Below are 16,613 nucleotides of genomic sequence, written 5' to 3'. Positions count from 1 at the left end.
ATCGTATCCGTGCCCCGAACGGCTGTCTGTGGCGCGGGTCCCGCCCACCTGCGGTTCTGCACTGGTATGGGTGCTTTTCGGCCGCGAACCCCACCCCGGTGGTCGGTGCGGCGGGTGCGATGGGTCACCATGGCGGGGTGGCAGGCAACAGTGGTTCGAGAGGGCGGCAGACGGTACGGGACATGGTGCTGTCCATGCTCGCCGTCATGGGCGTGGCCCTCGTGGCGTACGTGACGATCCCGCACAGCACCGACGGCGACCCGGTGCACGTGGTGGACTACAGCTCCGCCTTCGCCTCGGCGAAGCGCGCGGCGCCCTACCCGCTGCTGGCCCCGCAGGGCCTGTCGGACAAGTGGCGGGCCACCTCGGTCAGCTACCAGACCGACGCCGAGGGCCACTCCGGCTGGCACCTCGGCTTCGTCACCCCGGACGGCAAGTACGCCTCGGTGGAGCAGAGCGACGCCCCGCAGACCGACCTGCTCAAGCAGGTGGTCAGCGGCTTCACTCCGGACGGGAAGTCGACCATCGAGGGCCAGCCCTGGGCCCGCTACCAGGGCGACCACTACCGCTCGGTGACCGAGGAGAGCGGCAAGGCCGCCACCGTGGTGGCCGGCAGCGCCTCCTACGACGAGCTGGACCAGCTGGCGGCGGCGCTCAAGCCGTAACCCCCGGACGACGGCACGGCCCGGCACGGCACGGCGAAGGGCCCGCATCCCCCACGGAGCGGGCCCTTCGCGTCGGTCCGGCCGGACTCAGACCGTGGTGACGACCTGGTCGTAGGCCAGGCGCGGGCTGCGCGGGAACCAGGCGCCCTCGGCGGCGGCGGTGCCGATGTTGACCACCAGCAGGGCCGTGTGGTCGCCCTCCGGGAAGAACTCCTTGGTGACGCCCGCGGCGTCGAAGCCGGTCATCGGGCCGGCGGCCAGGCCCGCGGCGCGCACGCCGAGCAGGAAGTAGCCGGCCTGCAGCGCGGCGTTGAAGCCGGCCGAGGCCTCGCGCACCGGGCGCTCGCTGAAGAAGACGTCCTTGGCCTGCGGGAAGGCCGGGAACAGCTCGGGGAGCTCCTCGTGGAACTCGTTGTCGGCGGCCAGCACCGCGACCAGCGGGGCGGCCAGGGTCTTCGCCTTGTTGCCGTCCGACAGGTGCGCGACCAGGCGCTCGCGGGCCTCGGTGCTGCGCACCAGGAGGACGCGCAGCGGCTGCTGGTTGAAGGCGGTCGGGGCGTACTTGACCAGGTCGTAGATGGCCTGGACCTGCTCGTCGGAGACCGGCTCGTCGGTGAACGCGCTGACCGTGTGGGCCTCGCGGAAGAGCAGGTCCTGCGCGGCGGAGTCGAGCGCGAGGGTCTCGTTGGTGATGCTCATGGGTGCGGTTACCTCGGGAGTTGGGTGAGTCGGTCCCGGCTGCTGCCGTTCACCCCCACCCAACGTGGGTGAATTTTCAACCATTCCCGAACCGGCGAGTGACCTGCGTCACGCCGCACCGGCCCCGCTCACTCGCCGGCCGCCGCCGGCGCGTCCTCCGCGGCCAGCGCCGCGTCCAGCCGCTCCCGGGCGCCGTCCAGCCAGCGCTGGCAGACCTTGGCTAGCTCCTCGCCGCGCTCCCACAGCGCCAGCGACTCCTCCAGCCCGGTGCCGCCCGCCTCCAGCCGCCGCACCACGTCCAGCAGGGCGTCCCGGGCCTCCTCGTACCCGAGCTCGGCACTGGTCGGTCCGGCGGTCTTCGCGTCCTCGTCAGCCATGGGGCCAGGGTAGGGGGTGCCCCGGACAAACCGGTGCCGCGCGCAGCGGCGCCCGCCCGGCGTGATCCGTAAGACACCCCCTAAGGTTCGGGCCATGATCACCGTGCGACAGGCGAAGGCCGGGGACGCCGCCGAGCTGGTCCGGCTCCGGGCGCTGATGTTCGAGGCGATGCAGGGCGAGGCCCGCCCCGGACCCTGGCAGGCCACCGCCGAGCGGATGCTGCGCGAGCGGCTCGCCGGCGACCCGGCGGCCGGCACCATGGGCGCCTTCGTGGTGGACCACCCCGAGCTGCCCGGCCGGCTGGCCGCCTGCGCGGTCGGCACCCTGGAGGAGCGGCTGCCCGCGCCCGGCCACCCGCTGGGGCTGTTCGGCTTCGTCTTCAACATCTGCACCGACCCCGGGGCCCGCCGGCGCGGCTACGCCCGGGCCTGCACCGAGGCGCTGGTGGCCTGGTTCGACGAGCGCGGCGCGACCCGGGTCGACCTGCACGCCACACCCGGCGGCGAGGGCCTCTACCGCAGCCTCGGCTTCGCGGAGCACTCCCTGCCGCTCTCCCGCAAGCGGCCCTGACGGCTACTCGGCAGGGTCCTGGCGCACCGTCACCTCGAAGGCGCCGCCCGCCACCCGGGCGTGCAGCGGCTCGTCCGGGGCCAGCACCGCCGGGTCGGTCACCACGTGCCCGTCCGCCCGCTGCAGCACCGCGTAGCCGCGCTGCAGCGTCGCCGCGGGGGAGAGCGCCAGCACCCGCTCGCCCAGGTGGCCGAGGTCCGACTCGGCCCGGTCCAGCCGGTGCCCCAGGGTGCGCCGGGCCCGGTCCAGCAGCGCGGTCAGCTCCGCCGAGCGCTCGTCCAGCAGCCGGTGCGGGGCGGCCAGCGCGGGCCGGCTGCGCACCCCGGCCAGCCCGGCCAGCTCCCGCCGCACCAGGTCGGTCACGCTGCGCCGGGCCCGGTCGCGCAGCTGGCGCACCCGGGCCTGCTCCTCGCCGACGTCCGGCACCACCCGCTTCGCCGCGTCGGTCGGGGTGGCCGCCCGCAGGTCGGCCACCCAGTCCAGCAGCGGCTGGTCCGGCTCGTGGCCGATCGCGCTGACCACCGGGGTGCGGGCGGCCGCCACGGTGCGGCACAGCTCCTCGTCGGAGAACGGCAGCAGGTCCTCCACGCTGCCGCCGCCGCGGGCCACCACGATCACGTCCACGTCCTGGTGCGCGTCCAGCTCGCGCACCGCCCGGGCCACCTGGGCGGCCGCCTGCGCGCCCTGCACCAGCACGTTGCGCACCTCGAAGCGGACCGCCGGCCAGCGCCGCCGGGCCACCTCCAGCACGTCCCGCTCGGCCGCCGAGGCCCGGCCGGTCACCAGGCCCACGCACTGCGGCAGGAACGGCAGCGGGCGCTTGCGCTCGGCGTCGAACAGCCCCTCCGCGCCGAGCCGGCGCTTGAGCTGCTCCAGCCGGGCCAGCAGTTCGCCCAGGCCGACCAGCCGGATCTCGGTGGCCCGCAGCGAGAGCGTGCCGCGCCCCGCGTACCACTCCGGCTTGGCGTGCACGATCACCCGGGAGCCCTCCTGCAGGGTGTCGGCCAGCGGCTCGACCACCGAGCGGAAGCAGGTGACGACCAGTGAGACGTCCTGCTCCGGGTCGCGCAGGGTCAGGAACTGCATGCCGGGGCGGCGGCTGAGCTGGGTGATCTGACCCTCCACCCAGACCGCGCCGAGCCGGTCGACCCAGCCGCCGATCAGCTGCGAGACCTTGCCGACCGGGAGCGGGGCTTCGGGGGAGCTCGGATTGGCCATGCCCAAGAGGCTAGCGCCGCTGCCCGACAGGACCCGCCCCCTGCGCCCAGACGACCGCGAGCCCGACCAGCAGCCAGAGCGCCCCGGCCAGCTGCGCCGAGTGGCTCGCCCGCCAGATCACCGCGAGGAGCACCACGATGCCCAGCACCGGCAGCACCAGGTGGCGCAGCCGGTCCCGGGAGTGCTGCCGCAGCAGGTACCAGCCGATCACCGAGGCGTGCAGCAGCACGAAGGCGGTCAGCGCGCCGATGTCCACCACCGAGGTGAGCCGGTCCAGCCCGTCGCCGCGCCCGGCCGCCCAGGCCGCCGCCCCCAGGGTGACCAGCGCCGCCAGCAGCAGCGCCCGGCGCGGCACGCCCGAGTCCGGGTCCACCAGGGCCAGCTGCCGGGGCAGCCGGCCCTGCCGGGCCATCGCGAAGACCAGCCGGCCGGCCGCCGCCTGCCCGGCCAGCGCGGCGAAGGCCGCCCCGATCGCCTTGCTGACCGCGACCAGGGTGTGCAGCCAGTGGCCGACAGCGTGCTCCGCGGTGTCGTAGAAGGCCGAGCCCTGCTGGTCCGGGTGGGCGGCCAGCTGCGCCGGGGGGACCGGATCCAGCAGCGCGGCCAGGTAGGTCTGCGCGACGAACAGCACCCCGGCCAGTACCAGGCAGAGCAGCACCGCCCGGGCCACCGCCGCCGAGGCGCCCACCGCCTCCTCGACGAACGAGGCGATCGCGTCGAAGCCCAGGTAGGAGAGGACGGCCACGCTCACCGCGGAGAGCACCGCGCCCGGGCTGAAGCCGCCGATCCCGGTCAGCGGGGAGAGCACGGGCCGGGCCGCCCCGTGCCGGACCAGCTGCACCACCGCGGCGGCCAGGAAGACGGCCAGCACCGCCAGCTCCAGCGCCAGCACCGCGAACCCGACCACCGCGGCGGTGCGCACCCCCGCCAGGTTGAGCGCGGTGGTCACCAGCACCGCGAGCACCGTCCAGGCCCACCGCGACACGCCCGGCACCAGGGCGTGCATCGCGATCCCGGAGAACAGGTAGGCGACCGCCGGGACCAGCAGGTAGTCCAGCATCGCCATCCAGCCCGCGACGAACCCGGCGGTCTCGCCCAGCCCGGCCCGGGCGTAGGCGAAGACCGACCCGGTCTGCGGCACCGCGTGGACCATCTGCGCGTAGGAGAAGGCGGTGAACCCCATCGCCGCGGTGGCGGCCAGGTAGACCGCGGCGACCGCGCCGTGGCTCTTGGCGTCCAGCACCCCGAAGATCCCCACCGGCGCCATCGGCGCGATGAACAGCAGGCCGTAGACCACCAGGTCGCGCAGGCCGAGGCTGCGGCGCAGGGCGCCGCCGGTGGCGGGTCGCAGGGTCACGGCACCGATTGCACCACCTGACGGGGTGTGAGCACGGAATGCCGGGGAGTTCCGGCGCGGCACACCGGGGCCGCGCACCGCCCGTAGCATGGGTGCCATGTCGACCACCGCTCAGCGCCGTGTCCTGCTCGCCGCCCCCCGGGGCTACTGCGCGGGCGTGGACCGTGCCGTCATCGCCGTGGAGAAGGCCCTGGAGCAGTACGGGGCGCCGATCTACGTCCGCAAGCAGATCGTCCACAACAAGTACGTCGTGCAGACCCTGGAGAAGCAGGGCGCGATTTTCGTCGACGAGACGGAGGAGGTGCCCGAGGGCTCGATCGTGGTCTTCTCGGCGCACGGCGTGGCCCCCTCGGTGCACGACGAGGCGCGGGCCGGCAAGCTCGCCACCATCGACGCCACCTGCCCGCTGGTCACCAAGGTGCACAAGGAGGCCGTCCGGTTCGCCGAGGAGGACTACGACATCCTGCTGGTGGGCCACGAGGGCCACGAGGAGGTGGTCGGCACCATGGGCGAGGCCCCGGAGCGGATCCACCTGGTGGACGGCGCCGAGGACGTGGCCAACGTGCAGGTGCGCGACGAGTCCAAGGTGGTCTGGCTCTCCCAGACCACGCTCTCGGTGGACGAGACCATGGCCACCGTCGGCGAGCTGAAGAAGCGCTTCCCGCTGCTGGTCTCGCCGCCCAGCGACGACATCTGCTACGCCACCCAGAACCGCCAGGTGGTGGTCAAGCAGATCGCCCCCGAGACCGACCTGCTGATCGTGGTCGGCTCCAAGAACTCCTCCAACTCGATCCGGCTGGTCGAGGTCGGCCTGGAGTACGGCGCCAAGGCCGGCCACCTGGTGGACTTCGCCGAGGAGCTGGACGAGGCCTGGCTGGACGGCGTCGCCACCGTCGGCCTCACCTCCGGCGCCTCGGTGCCGGAGATCCTGGTGCAGGGCGTGCTGGCCTGGCTGGCCGAGCGCGGCTTCGGCGAGGTCGAGGTGGTCCGCACCGTCGAGGAGACCCTCACCTTCTCGCTGCCCAAGGAGCTGCGCCGCGACCTGCGGGCGGAGGCGGCCGGCAAGGTCGCCGAGTAATCGCCGAGTAGTCGCTTTCGAGCTGCCCGCACCAGGCTCCTCACCTACCGTGAGGAGCCTGGACTCTGGAAGGAGCAGCGAAGTGACCACACCTCAGGTGTTCGGAGTGGACATCGGCGGTTCGGGGATCAAGGGTGCGCCGGTCGACATCGGCCGCGGCGCCCTGGCCCAGCCCAGGCACAAGGTGCTCACCCCGCAGCCGGCCGAGCCGGAGGCTGTGGCGCGGGCCGTGCGCGAGGTGGTCGAGCACTTCGCGCACCACGGGCCGGTCGGGCTGACCTTCCCCGGCGTGGTGGTGGACGGCAGCACCAGGACCGCGGCCAACGTGGACCCGGGCTGGATCGGGCTGGACGCCGCCGGGCTCTTCGAGCGCACCCTCGACTGCCCGGTGGTGGTGGTCAACGACGCGGACGCCGCGGGCCTGGCCGAGGTCACCCACGGCGCCGGGCGGGACGAGCGCGGCACGGTGCTGCTGCTCACCTTCGGCACCGGGATCGGCAGCGCGCTGTTCAGCGGCGGCGTGCTGGTGCCCAACACCGAGCTGGGCCACCTGGAGCTGCGCGGTAAGGACGCCGAGCGGCGGGCCTCCTCGGCGGCCCGCGAGCGGCACGGGCTGAGCTGGGCCGAGTGGGCGGTCCGGGTGGACGAGTACCTGGACCTGGTGGAGCGGCTGTTCTGTCCGCAGCTGGTGATCATCGGGGGCGGGGTCAGCCGCAAGCACGAGAAGTTCCTGCCGCTGCTGACCGAGCGGGCCGCCAAGGTGGTGCCGGCCGAGCTGCGCAACGACGCCGGGATCGTCGGCGCGGCGATGGCGGCCGCCGGACGCTGACCCGGCGTCAGCTCCGGCTGCGGCGCCAGTCCCGACTGCGGCGTCAGCCCCGGTTACGACGGATGCGGCGCTGGGCGACGAACCGGGCGACCACGATCAGCGCGGCCAGCCCGGTGCCGCCGAACAGCCAGCCGGCCCGCATGGCCAGCCCGCTGCACAGCGCCAGCACCTGGCCGACCACCCCGGGCACCTGCGCCGGCGCGAGCAGCCCGACGGTCACCGCGAAGGCGATCGGCCCGCTGATCGGCGCGGCGGGCAGGTCGGCCAGCCGCACCCGGACCGCCGCCTGGAAGCAGACCAGCACGAAGCCCAGGCCGAACAGCGTCCCGAGGCCGCCGAAGAGGAACTGGTCCAGCAGGCCGAAGGCGAGCGTGCCGAGCACGGCGAAGACGCCGGTGCCGATGCCGGTCAGCCGGGTCGGCGGCCCGGTCCGCGGGCCGCCGGCCTGCACCCGGCGGCGCAGCCGGGCCAGCAACGGGGCGGGCCCGGCCGGCCGCAGTCGGGTGGGCCGTGCGGCGCCGCCGTCACGCGGCGCGGCCGGCCCGGGTACGGCGGCCTCGCGACCCCGGCCGGCGGCCGGCGGACGGCGTCGGGGCCCGGGGGGCTGGGTACGGATGCTCTGCTCCACATGCCCAACGTACGGTCCGATTTACATCACCATGGGTAATGAGCCCTCATGAGTCGTCCGTGTCCTGCCTTCCGGGTCCGGCCTCCCGGCGCGGGGCGAGGCGTTCCGGTGCGGCCCCGTAGACTTGGCGGTCGGCCCCGTAGGGTGCCGCTCCACGACCTCCAAGCCCACGGGACTCGCTTCATGTCGCTCACGATCGGAATCGTCGGTCTGCCCAACGTCGGGAAGTCGACCCTGTTCAACGCCCTGACCAAGAACGACGTCCTGGCGGCCAACTACCCGTTCGCCACCATCGAGCCCAACGTCGGCGTGGTCGGCGTTCCGGACGCCCGACTGGCCGTGCTGGCGAAGATCTTCGGCTCGGAGCGGATCCTGCCCGCCACCGTCGACTTCGTCGACATCGCCGGCATCGTCCGGGGCGCCTCCGAGGGCGAGGGCCTGGGCAACAAGTTCCTCGCGAACATCCGCGAGTCGGACGCGATCTGCCAGGTCATCCGGGCCTTCCAGGACCCGGACGTGGTGCACGTGGACGGCAAGGTCTCGCCCAAGGACGACATCGAGACCATCAACACCGAGCTGATCCTGGCCGACCTGCAGACCATCGAGAAGGTGCTGCCGCGACTGCAGAAGGAGGCCCGGCTGAAGAAGGAGTCGGCCGCCACCCTGGTCGCCGTCGAGGCCGCGCAGCAGATCCTGGAGTCCGGCAAGACCCTCTTCGAGACCGGCTTCGACGCCACCCCGATCCGGGACCTGCACCTGCTCACCACCAAGCCGTTCCTCTACGTCTTCAACGTGGACGAGGAGGAGCTGGAGAACGAGGACTTCAAGAACGGCCTGCGCGGCCTGGTCGCCCCCGCCGAGGCCATCTTCCTCAACGCCAAGATCGAGTCCGAGCTGATCGGCATGGACGACGACGAGGCCCTGGAGCTCCTCCAGTCCATGGGCCAGGAGGAGCCCGGCATGGCCACCCTGGGCCGCGTCGGCTTCGACACCCTCGGCCTGCAGACCTACCTGACCGCCGGCCCCAAGGAGGTGCGCGCCTGGACCATCAAGAAGGGCGCCACCGCCCCCGAGGCCGCTGGCGTCATCCACACCGACTTCCAGCGCGGCTTCATCAAGGCCGAGATCGTCTCCTACGACGACCTCGTCGAGTGCGGCTCCATCCCCGAGGCCCGCGCCAAGGGCAAGTCCCGCATCGAGGGCAAGGACTACGTCATGCAGGACGGCGACGTGGTGGAGTTCCGCTTCAACGTCTGATGCACCCATGGAGGGGGCCGAGCCGCGGTGTGCGGTTCGGCCCCCTTCTGGTGTCACGGTTGAAGGGCCGACCCCTCGGGTCAGCTCTCGTAGTGGTAGCGGCACTGGGCGATCAGGACGGAATCGTCGGTGACTTTGTGGATGAGCCGGTGCTCGTCGTTGATCCGGCGTGACCAGTACCCCTGGAAGCCGTGTTTGAGGGGTTCGGGCTTGCCGATGCCTTCGTTGCCGTTGCGTGCCACGTCGGCGATGAGTGTGTTGATGCGCCTGAGGATCTTGCGGTCCTGGAGCTGCCACCACAGGTAGTCCTCCCAGGCCCGGGAGGAGAAGACGAGCTTCACTCGGGATCCGCCAGCTCCCGCACCGTCCCGCCGCCGGTCTCCAGCTCTTCGATCGAGGCCAGCAGGCGGCGCGCGTTCGCAGGGCTGCGCAGCAGGTAGGCGGTCTCCTTCAGGGACTGGTAGTCCTCCAGCGACACGATGACCACCGGCTCGCGCCCGGCGCGGGTGATCACTATCTCCTCGCGGTCGTCCGTGACCGCGTTGAGCACTTCGGCGTACCGTGCGCGCGACTCGGAGTAGGTCATGGTCTTCACGGCTCGACTCCTCTGATAGGTACAAGAAACTGTACGTCGGCGCCGATGAGGCGGCAATCATGTGCTACCCCAGTTCCTCCCGCAGCAGGGCGCTCAGTGCCGCCACCGCCGGGGGGTAGGCGGCGTCGCGGGGGGTGCCGTAGCCGAGGACGAGGCCCTGGCGGTGGGGCGGGGTGGTGGGGGTGTGCCAGTGCTCGGTGAGGGTGCCGAAGGTGAGGCCGTGGGCGGCGGCGCGTTGGAGGAGGAGTGGCTCGGGGGGCGATTGGGCGGGGAGGGCGAGCAGGACGTGCTGGCCCGCGGCGACGCCCTCCACCTGATGGCCGGTCAGGGCCTGGAGCAGCAGGTCCCGGCGGCGGCGGTAGCGGGCGCGGCCGGACCGGACGTGGCGGTCGTAGGCGTGCGAGGTGAGGAACTCGGCGAGGGTGAGCTGGCCCAGTGCCTCGGTCTGGAAGTCGGTGAGCCGTTTGGCGCGCATCACCGGTTCGACCAGGTCGCCCGGCAGCACCAGCCAGGCCAGCCGGACGCCGGGGGCGAGCGTCTTGGCCGCCGTGCCGACGTAGGCGACCCGGTCCGGGGCGGTGCCCTGGAGGGCGCCGACCGGTTGGCGGTCGTAGCGGAACTCGCCGTCGTAGTCGTCCTCGACGACCAGGGCCGAGGCGTCGCGGGCCCAGGCGGCCAGTGCGCGGCGGCGCTCGGCGCGCAGGGTCACGCCGGTCGGGTACTGGTGGGCGGGGGTGACCACGGCGGCGGCGATGCCGCGGGACGGGAGTGCGGACGGGTCCGCACCGTCGGCGTCCACCGGTAGCGGGACGACCTCGCGGCCCGCGTGCCGGACCACCTCGCGGTGGAAGGGCAGCCCCGGGTCCTCCATCGCGAAGGCGCCGGGCGGCAGCACCCGGGCGAGCAGGGCGAGGGCCTGGACGTAGCCGGTGGTGACCACGATCCGGCCGGGCGCCGCGTCCACCCCGCGGGCCCGGCCGAGGTAGTCGGCGAGCGCGGCGCGCAGCTCGGGCCGCCCGCGCGGGTCGCCGTAGCCGAAGGCGGTGGGGCCGGCCTCGCCGAGTGCCTTGCGCGAGGCCCGCAGCCAGGCCGCGACGGGGAAGGAGCCGACGTCCGGGGAGCCGGGGCGCAGGTCGTGCCGGGGTGGCGCGGAGCCGCCCCGGCCGCCCCGGGCCTGCGGTCGGACCACCTCGGCGACCCGGGTGCCGGAGCCGTGACGGGCGATCAGGTAGCCCTCGGCGACGAGCTGTTCGTAGGCGGCGGTGACCGTGCCCCGGGAGAGGCCGAGCTCGGCCGCCAGGGCCCGGGTGGCGGGCAGTCGGGCGCCGGTGGCGAGCCGGCCGGCCCGGACCGCCTCGCGCAGCGAGCGCTCCAGCGCGGCGCGCGCGCCCTCGCCGGCGGCCTGTCCGGAGGCGAGGTCGAGGTGGAGGTCGACCCCGAAAGTGGTCCAATCATCCGTCATGGAAATGGACCTTATCGTCGGTCCACTCGACTTCTAGAGTCATACACATGACGACGACGAAGACGGACACCAAGACCGACACCACCACCAAGCCCGAGATCGCGGTCCGCATCGCGGCCGACAAGCTGGCCCCGGCGGCCATGCGCGCCATGGTCGCGCTGGACCGCGCGACCGCCGGCAGCGACCTGGAGGCCGGCCTGAAGGAGCTGGTCCGCACCCGGGCCTCGCAGATCAACGGCTGCGCCTACTGCGTGGACTCGCACACCGCCGACGCGCTGACCGGCGGCGAGGAGCAGCGCCGCCTGCTGCTGCTCCCGGTGTGGCGGGAGACCGGCCTGTTCACCGCCCGCGAGCGGGCGGCGCTGGCCCTCACCGAGGCGGTCACCCGGCTCTCCGAGGGGCCGGTCGGCGAGCAGGTCTGGGGGGCGGCGGCCGAGCAGTTCGAGGAGACCGAACTGGCCGAGCTGCTCTGGCTGATCACCACCATCAACGCCTGGAACCGGGTCAGCGTGGCGAGCCAGGCCTGGCCGGTCAACGAGTGAGTGAGCACTGGTCGAGGGCGTGCAGCAGGCGGCGGGCGCCCTCGGCGAGGTGGCCCGGCGACTCGGCGGGGGCGTAGCTGAGCCGCAGCTGCGGGGCGGGCGGCTCGGCCGTGAAGTACGGCGTGCCGGGGGTGACGGCGACGCCGCCGCGCAGCGCGGCGGTGGCCAGCGCCTCGGGGGTGACGGTGGCCAGCAGCCGGACCCAGAGGTTGAAGCCGCCCTGCGGGATCCGGGCCGGCAGCAGTTCGGGGTGGGTGCGGGCGAGCGCGCCGGCCAGCGCGGTGCGCCGCTCGCGCAGCGCCTCGGCCAGCGCGCGCTGGTGCTGCGACCAGGCGGGGGCGCCGACCAGCTCCAGGGTGGCCTCCTGGAGCGGGCGCGGCACGAAGAAGCTGTCCACGGCCTGCACCGAGCGCAGCCGGGCGAGCGCCGGCCCGCGGGCGGCGAGCGCCGCGACCCGCAGGTTGGGCGAGGTGGGCTTGGTGAGCGAGCGGATGTGCACCACCACGCCGTCCGGGTCGTCGGCGGCCAGCGGCGGCGGCAGGTCGGGCGCGTCGGCGTGCACCAGCCGGCGGGCGAAGTCGTCCTCCACCACGAAGGCGCCTGCCGCCCGGGCGATCCGCAGCACCTCCCGGCCCCGCTCGGGGGTGAGCACGGCGCCGGTCGGGTTCTGGAAGAGCGGTTGGCTGACGAAGAGCCGGGCGCCGCTGGCGGCGAACGCCTCGGCGAGCAGGTCGGTGCGCACCCCGTCGGCGTCCACCGGCACGGGGACGGGCCGCAGTCCGGCGGCCCGGGCGACGGCGAGCACCCCGGGGTAGGTGGGCGACTCCACCAGCACGGGTGCGCCGGGCGCGGCCAGCGAGCGCAGCGCGGTGCTCAGGGCGCTCTGGCCGCCGGCGGCGATCAGCACGTCGGCGGCGCTCAGGCCGTCGGCGATGTCCCGGGCGAACCAGGCCCGCAGTTCGGTCAGGCCTTCGACCGGCGGGCGGCTCCAGGCGCCGGGCCGGCGGCCGGCCCGGGCGAGTGCGCCGGCCAGTGCGCGCTCGGGTTGCAGCGAGGGGTGCAGGTAGCCGGCGTTGAGGTCGATGGCCTCGGGCGGGGCGGTGGCCAGGGTGGTGAGCACGCCGGTGGCGTCGGTGCTGCGGGCCGGGGGCACGCCCGCCTCGGCGCTGAGCGCCACCTCCTGCCAGGAGGTGTCGCCGAGTCCGGCGGCCGGGCGCGGTGCCTCGGCGCGGAAGACCCCGGCGCCGGGGCGGGAGACCACCAGCCCTTCGGCGGCCAGCGCGGCGATCGCCCGGGAGACCGTCACGGGGCTGACCTGGTGGCGCTGCATCAGGTCGCGGCTGGACGGCAGCTTCTCGCCCGGAGAGTAGCGGGTGATCTCCTGGCGGAGCATCAGGGCCAGTTCGCCCACGGTCGTGCGGTCCATCTCGATGCCTTCACCCTCGACTGCTACGCTCGTTCATGACAGTACAAGGTAGCGCTATCTTCAGCCGCTCGATAGCGGTCGGCGGGACCGCCCTGGCCGCGTCCGCCGTCTTCCTCTTCTCCTTCAGCTTCCCCGCGACCGCCTGGGCGCTGGAGGGCTTCGGCCCGTGGTCGGCCACGGGGCTGCGCGGACTGCTGGCCGCGGTCCCGGCCGCCGTCTGCCTGGCGGTGTGGCGGGTGCCGGTGCCCCGGCGGGCGGACTGGCCGGGGCTGCTCGTGGTGGCCGGCGGCTGCGTGGTGGGTTTCCCGCTGCTGACCACCTTCGCGCTGCGCGCCTCCTCGACCGCGCACTCCGCCGTGGTGATCGGGCTGCTGCCGCTGGCCACCGCCGCCTGTTCGGCGCTGCGCACCGGCGCCCGGCCGCCCCGGGCGTTCTGGTGGGCCGCGCTCGCCGGGGCGGCCGCGGTGCTGGCCTTCACGCTGCAGCAGAGCGCCGGCCGCCCGACCCCGGCGGACGGCTGCCTGCTCGCCGCGCTGCTGATCTGCGCGGCCGGCTACGCGGAGGGCGGGCGGCTGGCCGGGCGGATGCCCGGCTGGCAGGTGATCGCCTGGGCGGTCGTCGCCGCGGCCCCGGTCATGGCGCTGACCTGCGCGATCGCGCTGCCGGCCGAGCCGGTGCGGCTGACCGCGCACGGCCTGCTGGGGCTCGGCTACCTGGCCACGGTCTCGCAGTTCGGCGCCTTCGTGATCTGGTACCGGGGGATGGCCGCGATCGGGGTGCCGCGGGCCAGCCAGCTCCAGCTGGCCCAGCCGCTGCTCACGCTCTGCTGGGCCGTGCTGGTGCTGGGGGAGCACACTCCGCCGGCCGCGCCGCTGACCGCCCTGCTGGTGGTCGGCTGCATCGCCGTCACCCAGCGCATCAGGAGCTGACCACTCGCCAGGAGTCGGTCACCCGCCAGGACCTGGCTGCCCGTCAGGTGCGCAGCAGCTCGCCGAGCACGGCGGTGTGGCGGGCCCGCGGGTCCTTGTTGGCGGTCAGCAGGGTGAGCACGGGGTGGGCGCGCAGCGCGGCGAGGCGGGCCCGCGCCGCGGGGGTGTCGAGCTCCGCGCGGTAGCGCTCGGCGAACTCGGCCCCGCGCTGCTCGGGGGCCTCGTGCAGCCAGTGGCGCAGCTCGGTGGAGGGGGCCAGGTCCTTGGCCCACTCGTCGAGTCCGGCCCGTTCCTTGGCCAGCCCGCGCGGCCAGAGCCGGTCGGCGAGCACCCGGTAGCCGTCGGCGGGCTCGGGCGGGTCGTAGACGCGGCGCAGGCGGATCTCGACGAGTGGGCGGGCCATGGGGCCAGTCTGGCCCGACGGGCCGTCAGAGGGCGACCAGCAGGCCGCCGTCCGCGTCGCGGGTGACCCGGACGGAGGTCAGGTCGGCGACCTGGACGGTCGGCCGGTGGGCGGCGGCGCGCGGTCCCACGCCGACCACCCGCATGCCGGCGGCGAGCCCGGCCTGGATGCCCGCCTGGGAGTCCTCGAAGACCAGGCAGTCGGCGGGGTCGACGCCCAGTGCGGCGGCGGCCTTCAGGAAGCCCTCCGGGTCGGGCTTGCTGGCGCCGACCTGTTCGGCGGTGACGGCCAGTTCGGGGTAGGGCAGGCCGGCGGCGGCCATCCGGACCCGGGCCAGGCCGGTGTCAGCGGAGGTGACCAGGGCGTGCGGCAGCCCGGCGAGCTCGGCCATGAACCGCGGCGCGCCGGGGACCGGGACGATGCCCTCGGTGTCGGCGGTCTCCGCGGCGAGCATCGCCCGGTTCTCGGCGAGGTTCTGCTCGACCGGCCGCTCGGGCAGCAGGATCGCCATCGACAGGTGGCCCTGCCGGCCGTGCACCACGCTCATCACGTGGTCGCCGTCGAGGCCCTGGGCGGCGGCCCAGCGGCGCCAGCAGCGTTCGACCACCGCGTCGGAGTTGACCAGGGTCCCGTCCATGTCCAGCAGCAGGGCACGGGCGGAGAGCTGGGTGGCGGTCATGCGGCGACTCCCGGGGACGAGGTTATGTTCCCCTAGCGTACAAAATGACTACCGGTCGAGCAGGTGCCGGTTCACGTCGCGCGCGGCCTGCGCCAGCTCCGGCAGCTCGACCACGGTGACCCCGGCCGCCCGCAGCAGGTCGATCCCCTCGCAGCCGGTGACGAACAGGTCCGGCTCCCGCCAGGCCACCACCACCCGGGCCACCCCGGCGGCCAGCACCAGCTCGGCGCACGGGCGCGGCCGGGAGGCCCGCCGGCTGCACGGCTCCAGCGAGCTGTAGACGGTGGCCCCGCGCAGCCCCGGGTCGCCGGCCGGCAGCTTGGCCAGCGCGGCCTCCTCGGCGTGCACCACCGGGTCGCCGCCCTCCCGGCTGAAGCCCTCGCTGAGCACCGCGCCGTCGGCGCCGACCACCACCGCGCCCACCGAGAAGGCGTGCTCGGCGGGCGGGCACTGCCGGGAGAGCTCGATGGCGCGCTCCATGAAGGCGCGGTCGGCGGCGGTCGGGTCGGTGGTCACGCGGACTCCTTGGGGGCGTACCGGAGCAGGACGACGTCCCCGACGGTACGTGCTTCCAGCAGCCGCAGCCGCCGGGTGCTCCCGCCGGGGAAGTCGGCGGGGTTGACGAAGCGCGGCGCGGCGGCGTCCCCCACCAGCAGCGGGGCGACGGCCAGCTGCAGCTCGTCGGCCAGCCCCTCGCTGAGGAACTGGGTGTGCACCGAGCCGCCGCCCTCCACCATCAGCCGCCGCACCCCGCGCCGCCCGAGGTCGTCGAGCACGGCGCCCAGGTGCACGGCCGGACCGAGCGCGACCACCTCGGCCAGTCCGGCCAGCTCGCCGGTCAGCCGCCGGGCGCCGCGGTCGGTGCTGTAGACCAGCCGCTCCCCGCCGGTGTGCCAGAACCGCAGCCCGGCGGCCAGCTCGCCGCTGCCGCTCAGGGTCACCTTCAGCGGGTACGCCGGCCGCCCGGCGGCCTCCCGGGCGGCCCGCCGCGCCGGGTCGTTGACCAGCAGCCGGGGGTTGTCCCGGCGCAGCGTGGTGGAGCCGACCAGCACCGCGTCGGAGTCGGCCCGCAGCTCGTCCACCCGGTCGAAGTCGGCCGGGTTGGAGAGCAGCAGGCGCTCCGGCGAGGCGTCGTCGAGGTAGCCGTCGATGGACACGGCGGCGCTGAGGGTCACGTACGGGCGCTGGGTCACGGCGCCCAGGCTACGACCCGTCACCGCCGGCCCGGCGTCACGGGCGGGGCGGCAGCGGCAGTGGCAGGCCGGGCAGGCCGTCCACGCTCACGCCGACGTACTCCTTCTTCGCGCAGTACTCGGCGAACTCGGGGTCGCTCTTGCGGTCGAAGTAGTCGGCGTGCAGCGCCCGGTCGCCCCGGTACTCCATCACCGGCACCGCGAAGCCGCAGGAGTCGCTCACCCGCTCGGCCCGCACCAGCACGACGGCGCGCAGCCCGCCGCCGTCGGCCCCCGGCTCGAAGTGGCCGAGCAGGTCGGCGAACCGCGGGTCGTCCCGGAACACCGGCTCGCCCCGGCCGTGCACCCGGACCACGGTGGGCGGGCCGGTGAAGGCGCACCACATCAGCGTGATCCGGCCGTTCTCCCGCAGGTGCGCGATGGTCTCGGCGTGGCTGCCGCCGAAGTCGAGGTAGGCCAGGGTCCGGTCGTCCAGCACCGCGAGGGTGCCGGCCCGGCCCTTGGGGGAGAGGTTGACGTGGCCCTCGTCGGAGAGCGGGGCGGTGGCGGTGAAGAAGACCGGCTGGGACTCGATGAACGAGCGCAGGCGGCCGTCGATCCGTTCATAGGTTTTTCCCATGCGAACAGGCTAACCCCGTCTCACGGATCGAGAAAGAGTTTCTTACTGGCTGAGACGGTGGCTATCGTCGAAGGCATGGCGAACTC

The 16,613-nt window shown here is 74.4% G+C and carries 19 protein-coding genes and 1 pseudogene; 7 read left to right on the top strand and 13 right to left on the bottom strand.

Annotated features, from left to right (window positions below; translation table 11 throughout):
* The first annotated feature begins 119 nt into the window (after positions 1–119).
* The gene (locus FHX73_RS09700; protein WP_145904615.1) at positions 120–665 is read left to right on the top strand and encodes a DUF4245 domain-containing protein; all 546 of its coding nucleotides are present in this window, start codon (positions 120–122) and stop codon (positions 663–665) included.
* 87 nt (positions 666–752) lie between these two features.
* On the opposite strand, the gene FHX73_RS09695 is transcribed toward FHX73_RS09700, so the two are convergent.
* Both FHX73_RS09695 and FHX73_RS09690 read right to left on the bottom strand, forming a co-directional pair.
* Positions 753–1,364 carry a malonic semialdehyde reductase gene (locus tag FHX73_RS09695; RefSeq protein WP_145904614.1) on the bottom strand — a complete coding sequence of 204 codons (612 nt, stop codon included), beginning with the start codon at positions 1,362–1,364 and terminating at the stop codon, positions 753–755.
* A 128-nt stretch (positions 1,365–1,492) separates the two neighbouring features.
* Entirely contained in the window at positions 1,493–1,741 is a 249-nt protein-coding gene (locus tag FHX73_RS09690; protein ID WP_145904613.1) for an exodeoxyribonuclease VII small subunit, read from the bottom strand.
* A gap of 94 nt (positions 1,742–1,835) precedes the next feature.
* Here FHX73_RS09690 and FHX73_RS09685 point away from each other — a divergent pair, with 94 nt between their 5' ends.
* Positions 1,836–2,312 (top strand): GNAT family N-acetyltransferase, encoded by a 477-nt coding sequence (locus tag FHX73_RS09685; RefSeq protein WP_145904612.1) that lies wholly within the window; start codon positions 1,836–1,838, stop codon positions 2,310–2,312.
* A gap of 3 nt (positions 2,313–2,315) precedes the next feature.
* On the opposite strand, the gene xseA is transcribed toward FHX73_RS09685, so the two are convergent.
* Together xseA and FHX73_RS09675 are read right to left on the bottom strand one after the other, a co-directional pair.
* Positions 2,316–3,530, bottom strand: a complete 1,215-nt coding sequence (gene xseA, locus FHX73_RS09680) for an exodeoxyribonuclease VII large subunit (protein WP_145904611.1) — start codon at positions 3,528–3,530, stop codon at positions 2,316–2,318.
* Between the two features lie 10 nt (positions 3,531–3,540).
* Entirely contained in the window at positions 3,541–4,887 is a 1,347-nt protein-coding gene (locus FHX73_RS09675) for an APC family permease (protein ID WP_246213438.1), read from the bottom strand.
* An 88-nt stretch (positions 4,888–4,975) separates the two neighbouring features.
* Between FHX73_RS09675 and FHX73_RS09670 the strand changes: the two genes are divergently transcribed.
* Both FHX73_RS09670 and ppgK read left to right on the top strand, forming a co-directional pair.
* On the top strand, positions 4,976–5,965 hold the full coding sequence (locus tag FHX73_RS09670) for a 4-hydroxy-3-methylbut-2-enyl diphosphate reductase (RefSeq protein ID WP_145904610.1): 990 nt from the start codon (positions 4,976–4,978) through the stop codon (positions 5,963–5,965).
* Between the two features lie 82 nt (positions 5,966–6,047).
* A complete protein-coding gene (gene ppgK / locus FHX73_RS09665; protein WP_145904609.1) occupies positions 6,048–6,794 on the top strand; it encodes a polyphosphate--glucose phosphotransferase in 747 nt (248 codons plus the stop codon).
* Between the two features lie 43 nt (positions 6,795–6,837).
* On the opposite strand, the gene FHX73_RS09660 is transcribed toward ppgK, so the two are convergent.
* A complete protein-coding gene (locus FHX73_RS09660) occupies positions 6,838–7,422 on the bottom strand; it encodes a DUF6542 domain-containing protein (RefSeq protein ID WP_145904608.1) in 585 nt (194 codons plus the stop codon).
* Positions 7,423–7,605: 183 nt separating this feature from the next.
* Between FHX73_RS09660 and ychF the strand changes: the two genes are divergently transcribed.
* Complete coding sequence (gene ychF / locus FHX73_RS09655) at positions 7,606–8,679, top strand: redox-regulated ATPase YchF (protein ID WP_145904607.1); 1,074 nt, start codon at positions 7,606–7,608, stop codon at positions 8,677–8,679.
* Between the two features lie 80 nt (positions 8,680–8,759).
* On the opposite strand, the gene FHX73_RS09650 is transcribed toward ychF, so the two are convergent.
* The 3 genes from FHX73_RS09650 to pdxR form a co-directional block, all read right to left on the bottom strand.
* Entirely contained in the window at positions 8,760–9,020 is a 261-nt protein-coding gene (locus FHX73_RS09650; RefSeq protein WP_145904606.1) for a Txe/YoeB family addiction module toxin, read from the bottom strand.
* Positions 9,017–9,274, bottom strand: coding sequence for a type II toxin-antitoxin system Phd/YefM family antitoxin (locus FHX73_RS09645; RefSeq protein ID WP_145904605.1), 258 nt, complete (start codon positions 9,272–9,274; stop codon positions 9,017–9,019). Before FHX73_RS09645 ends, FHX73_RS09650 begins: the two co-directional genes overlap by 4 nt.
* 64 nt (positions 9,275–9,338) lie before the next feature.
* On the bottom strand, positions 9,339–10,736 hold the full coding sequence (pdxR, locus tag FHX73_RS09640; RefSeq protein WP_145904604.1) for a MocR-like pyridoxine biosynthesis transcription factor PdxR: 1,398 nt from the start codon (positions 10,734–10,736) through the stop codon (positions 9,339–9,341).
* A gap of 47 nt (positions 10,737–10,783) precedes the next feature.
* Between pdxR and FHX73_RS09635 the strand changes: the two genes are divergently transcribed.
* A complete protein-coding gene (locus FHX73_RS09635; RefSeq protein WP_145904603.1) occupies positions 10,784–11,278 on the top strand; it encodes a carboxymuconolactone decarboxylase family protein in 495 nt (164 codons plus the stop codon).
* Here the strand turns inward: FHX73_RS09635 and FHX73_RS09630 are convergent.
* Positions 11,268–12,704, bottom strand: coding sequence for an aminotransferase-like domain-containing protein (locus FHX73_RS09630; protein WP_145904602.1), 1,437 nt, complete (start codon positions 12,702–12,704; stop codon positions 11,268–11,270). The two genes, FHX73_RS09635 and FHX73_RS09630, sit on opposite strands and share 11 nt — an antisense overlap.
* A gap of 35 nt (positions 12,705–12,739) precedes the next feature.
* On the opposite strand from FHX73_RS09630, the gene FHX73_RS09625 reads away from it, so the two are divergent.
* A complete protein-coding gene (locus FHX73_RS09625; RefSeq protein ID WP_145904601.1) occupies positions 12,740–13,633 on the top strand; it encodes a DMT family transporter in 894 nt (297 codons plus the stop codon).
* Positions 13,634–13,676: 43 nt separating this feature from the next.
* Here the strand turns inward: FHX73_RS09625 and FHX73_RS09620 are convergent, their stop codons facing one another.
* The 4 genes and pseudogenes from FHX73_RS09620 to FHX73_RS09600 form a co-directional block, all read right to left on the bottom strand.
* On the bottom strand, positions 13,677–14,036 hold the full coding sequence (locus FHX73_RS09620; protein ID WP_145904600.1) for a DUF488 domain-containing protein: 360 nt from the start codon (positions 14,034–14,036) through the stop codon (positions 13,677–13,679).
* Between the two features lie 25 nt (positions 14,037–14,061).
* Positions 14,062–14,715: an HAD-IA family hydrolase gene (locus tag FHX73_RS09615; protein ID WP_145904599.1), complete on the bottom strand. Its 654-nt coding sequence runs from the start codon at positions 14,713–14,715 to the stop codon at positions 14,062–14,064.
* A gap of 48 nt (positions 14,716–14,763) precedes the next feature.
* Positions 14,764–15,917 (bottom strand): annotated as a pseudogene (locus FHX73_RS46120) (dihydrofolate reductase family protein).
* 28 nt (positions 15,918–15,945) lie between these two features.
* A complete protein-coding gene (locus tag FHX73_RS09600) occupies positions 15,946–16,527 on the bottom strand; it encodes a pyridoxamine 5'-phosphate oxidase family protein (RefSeq protein ID WP_145904597.1) in 582 nt (193 codons plus the stop codon).
* Positions 16,528–16,613 lie beyond the last annotated feature (86 nt).

The organism is Kitasatospora viridis, assembly GCF_007829815.1.
GTDB lineage: Bacteria > Actinomycetota > Actinomycetes > Streptomycetales > Streptomycetaceae > Kitasatospora > Kitasatospora viridis.
This window is presented reverse-complemented; position numbering and strand designations above follow the sequence as displayed.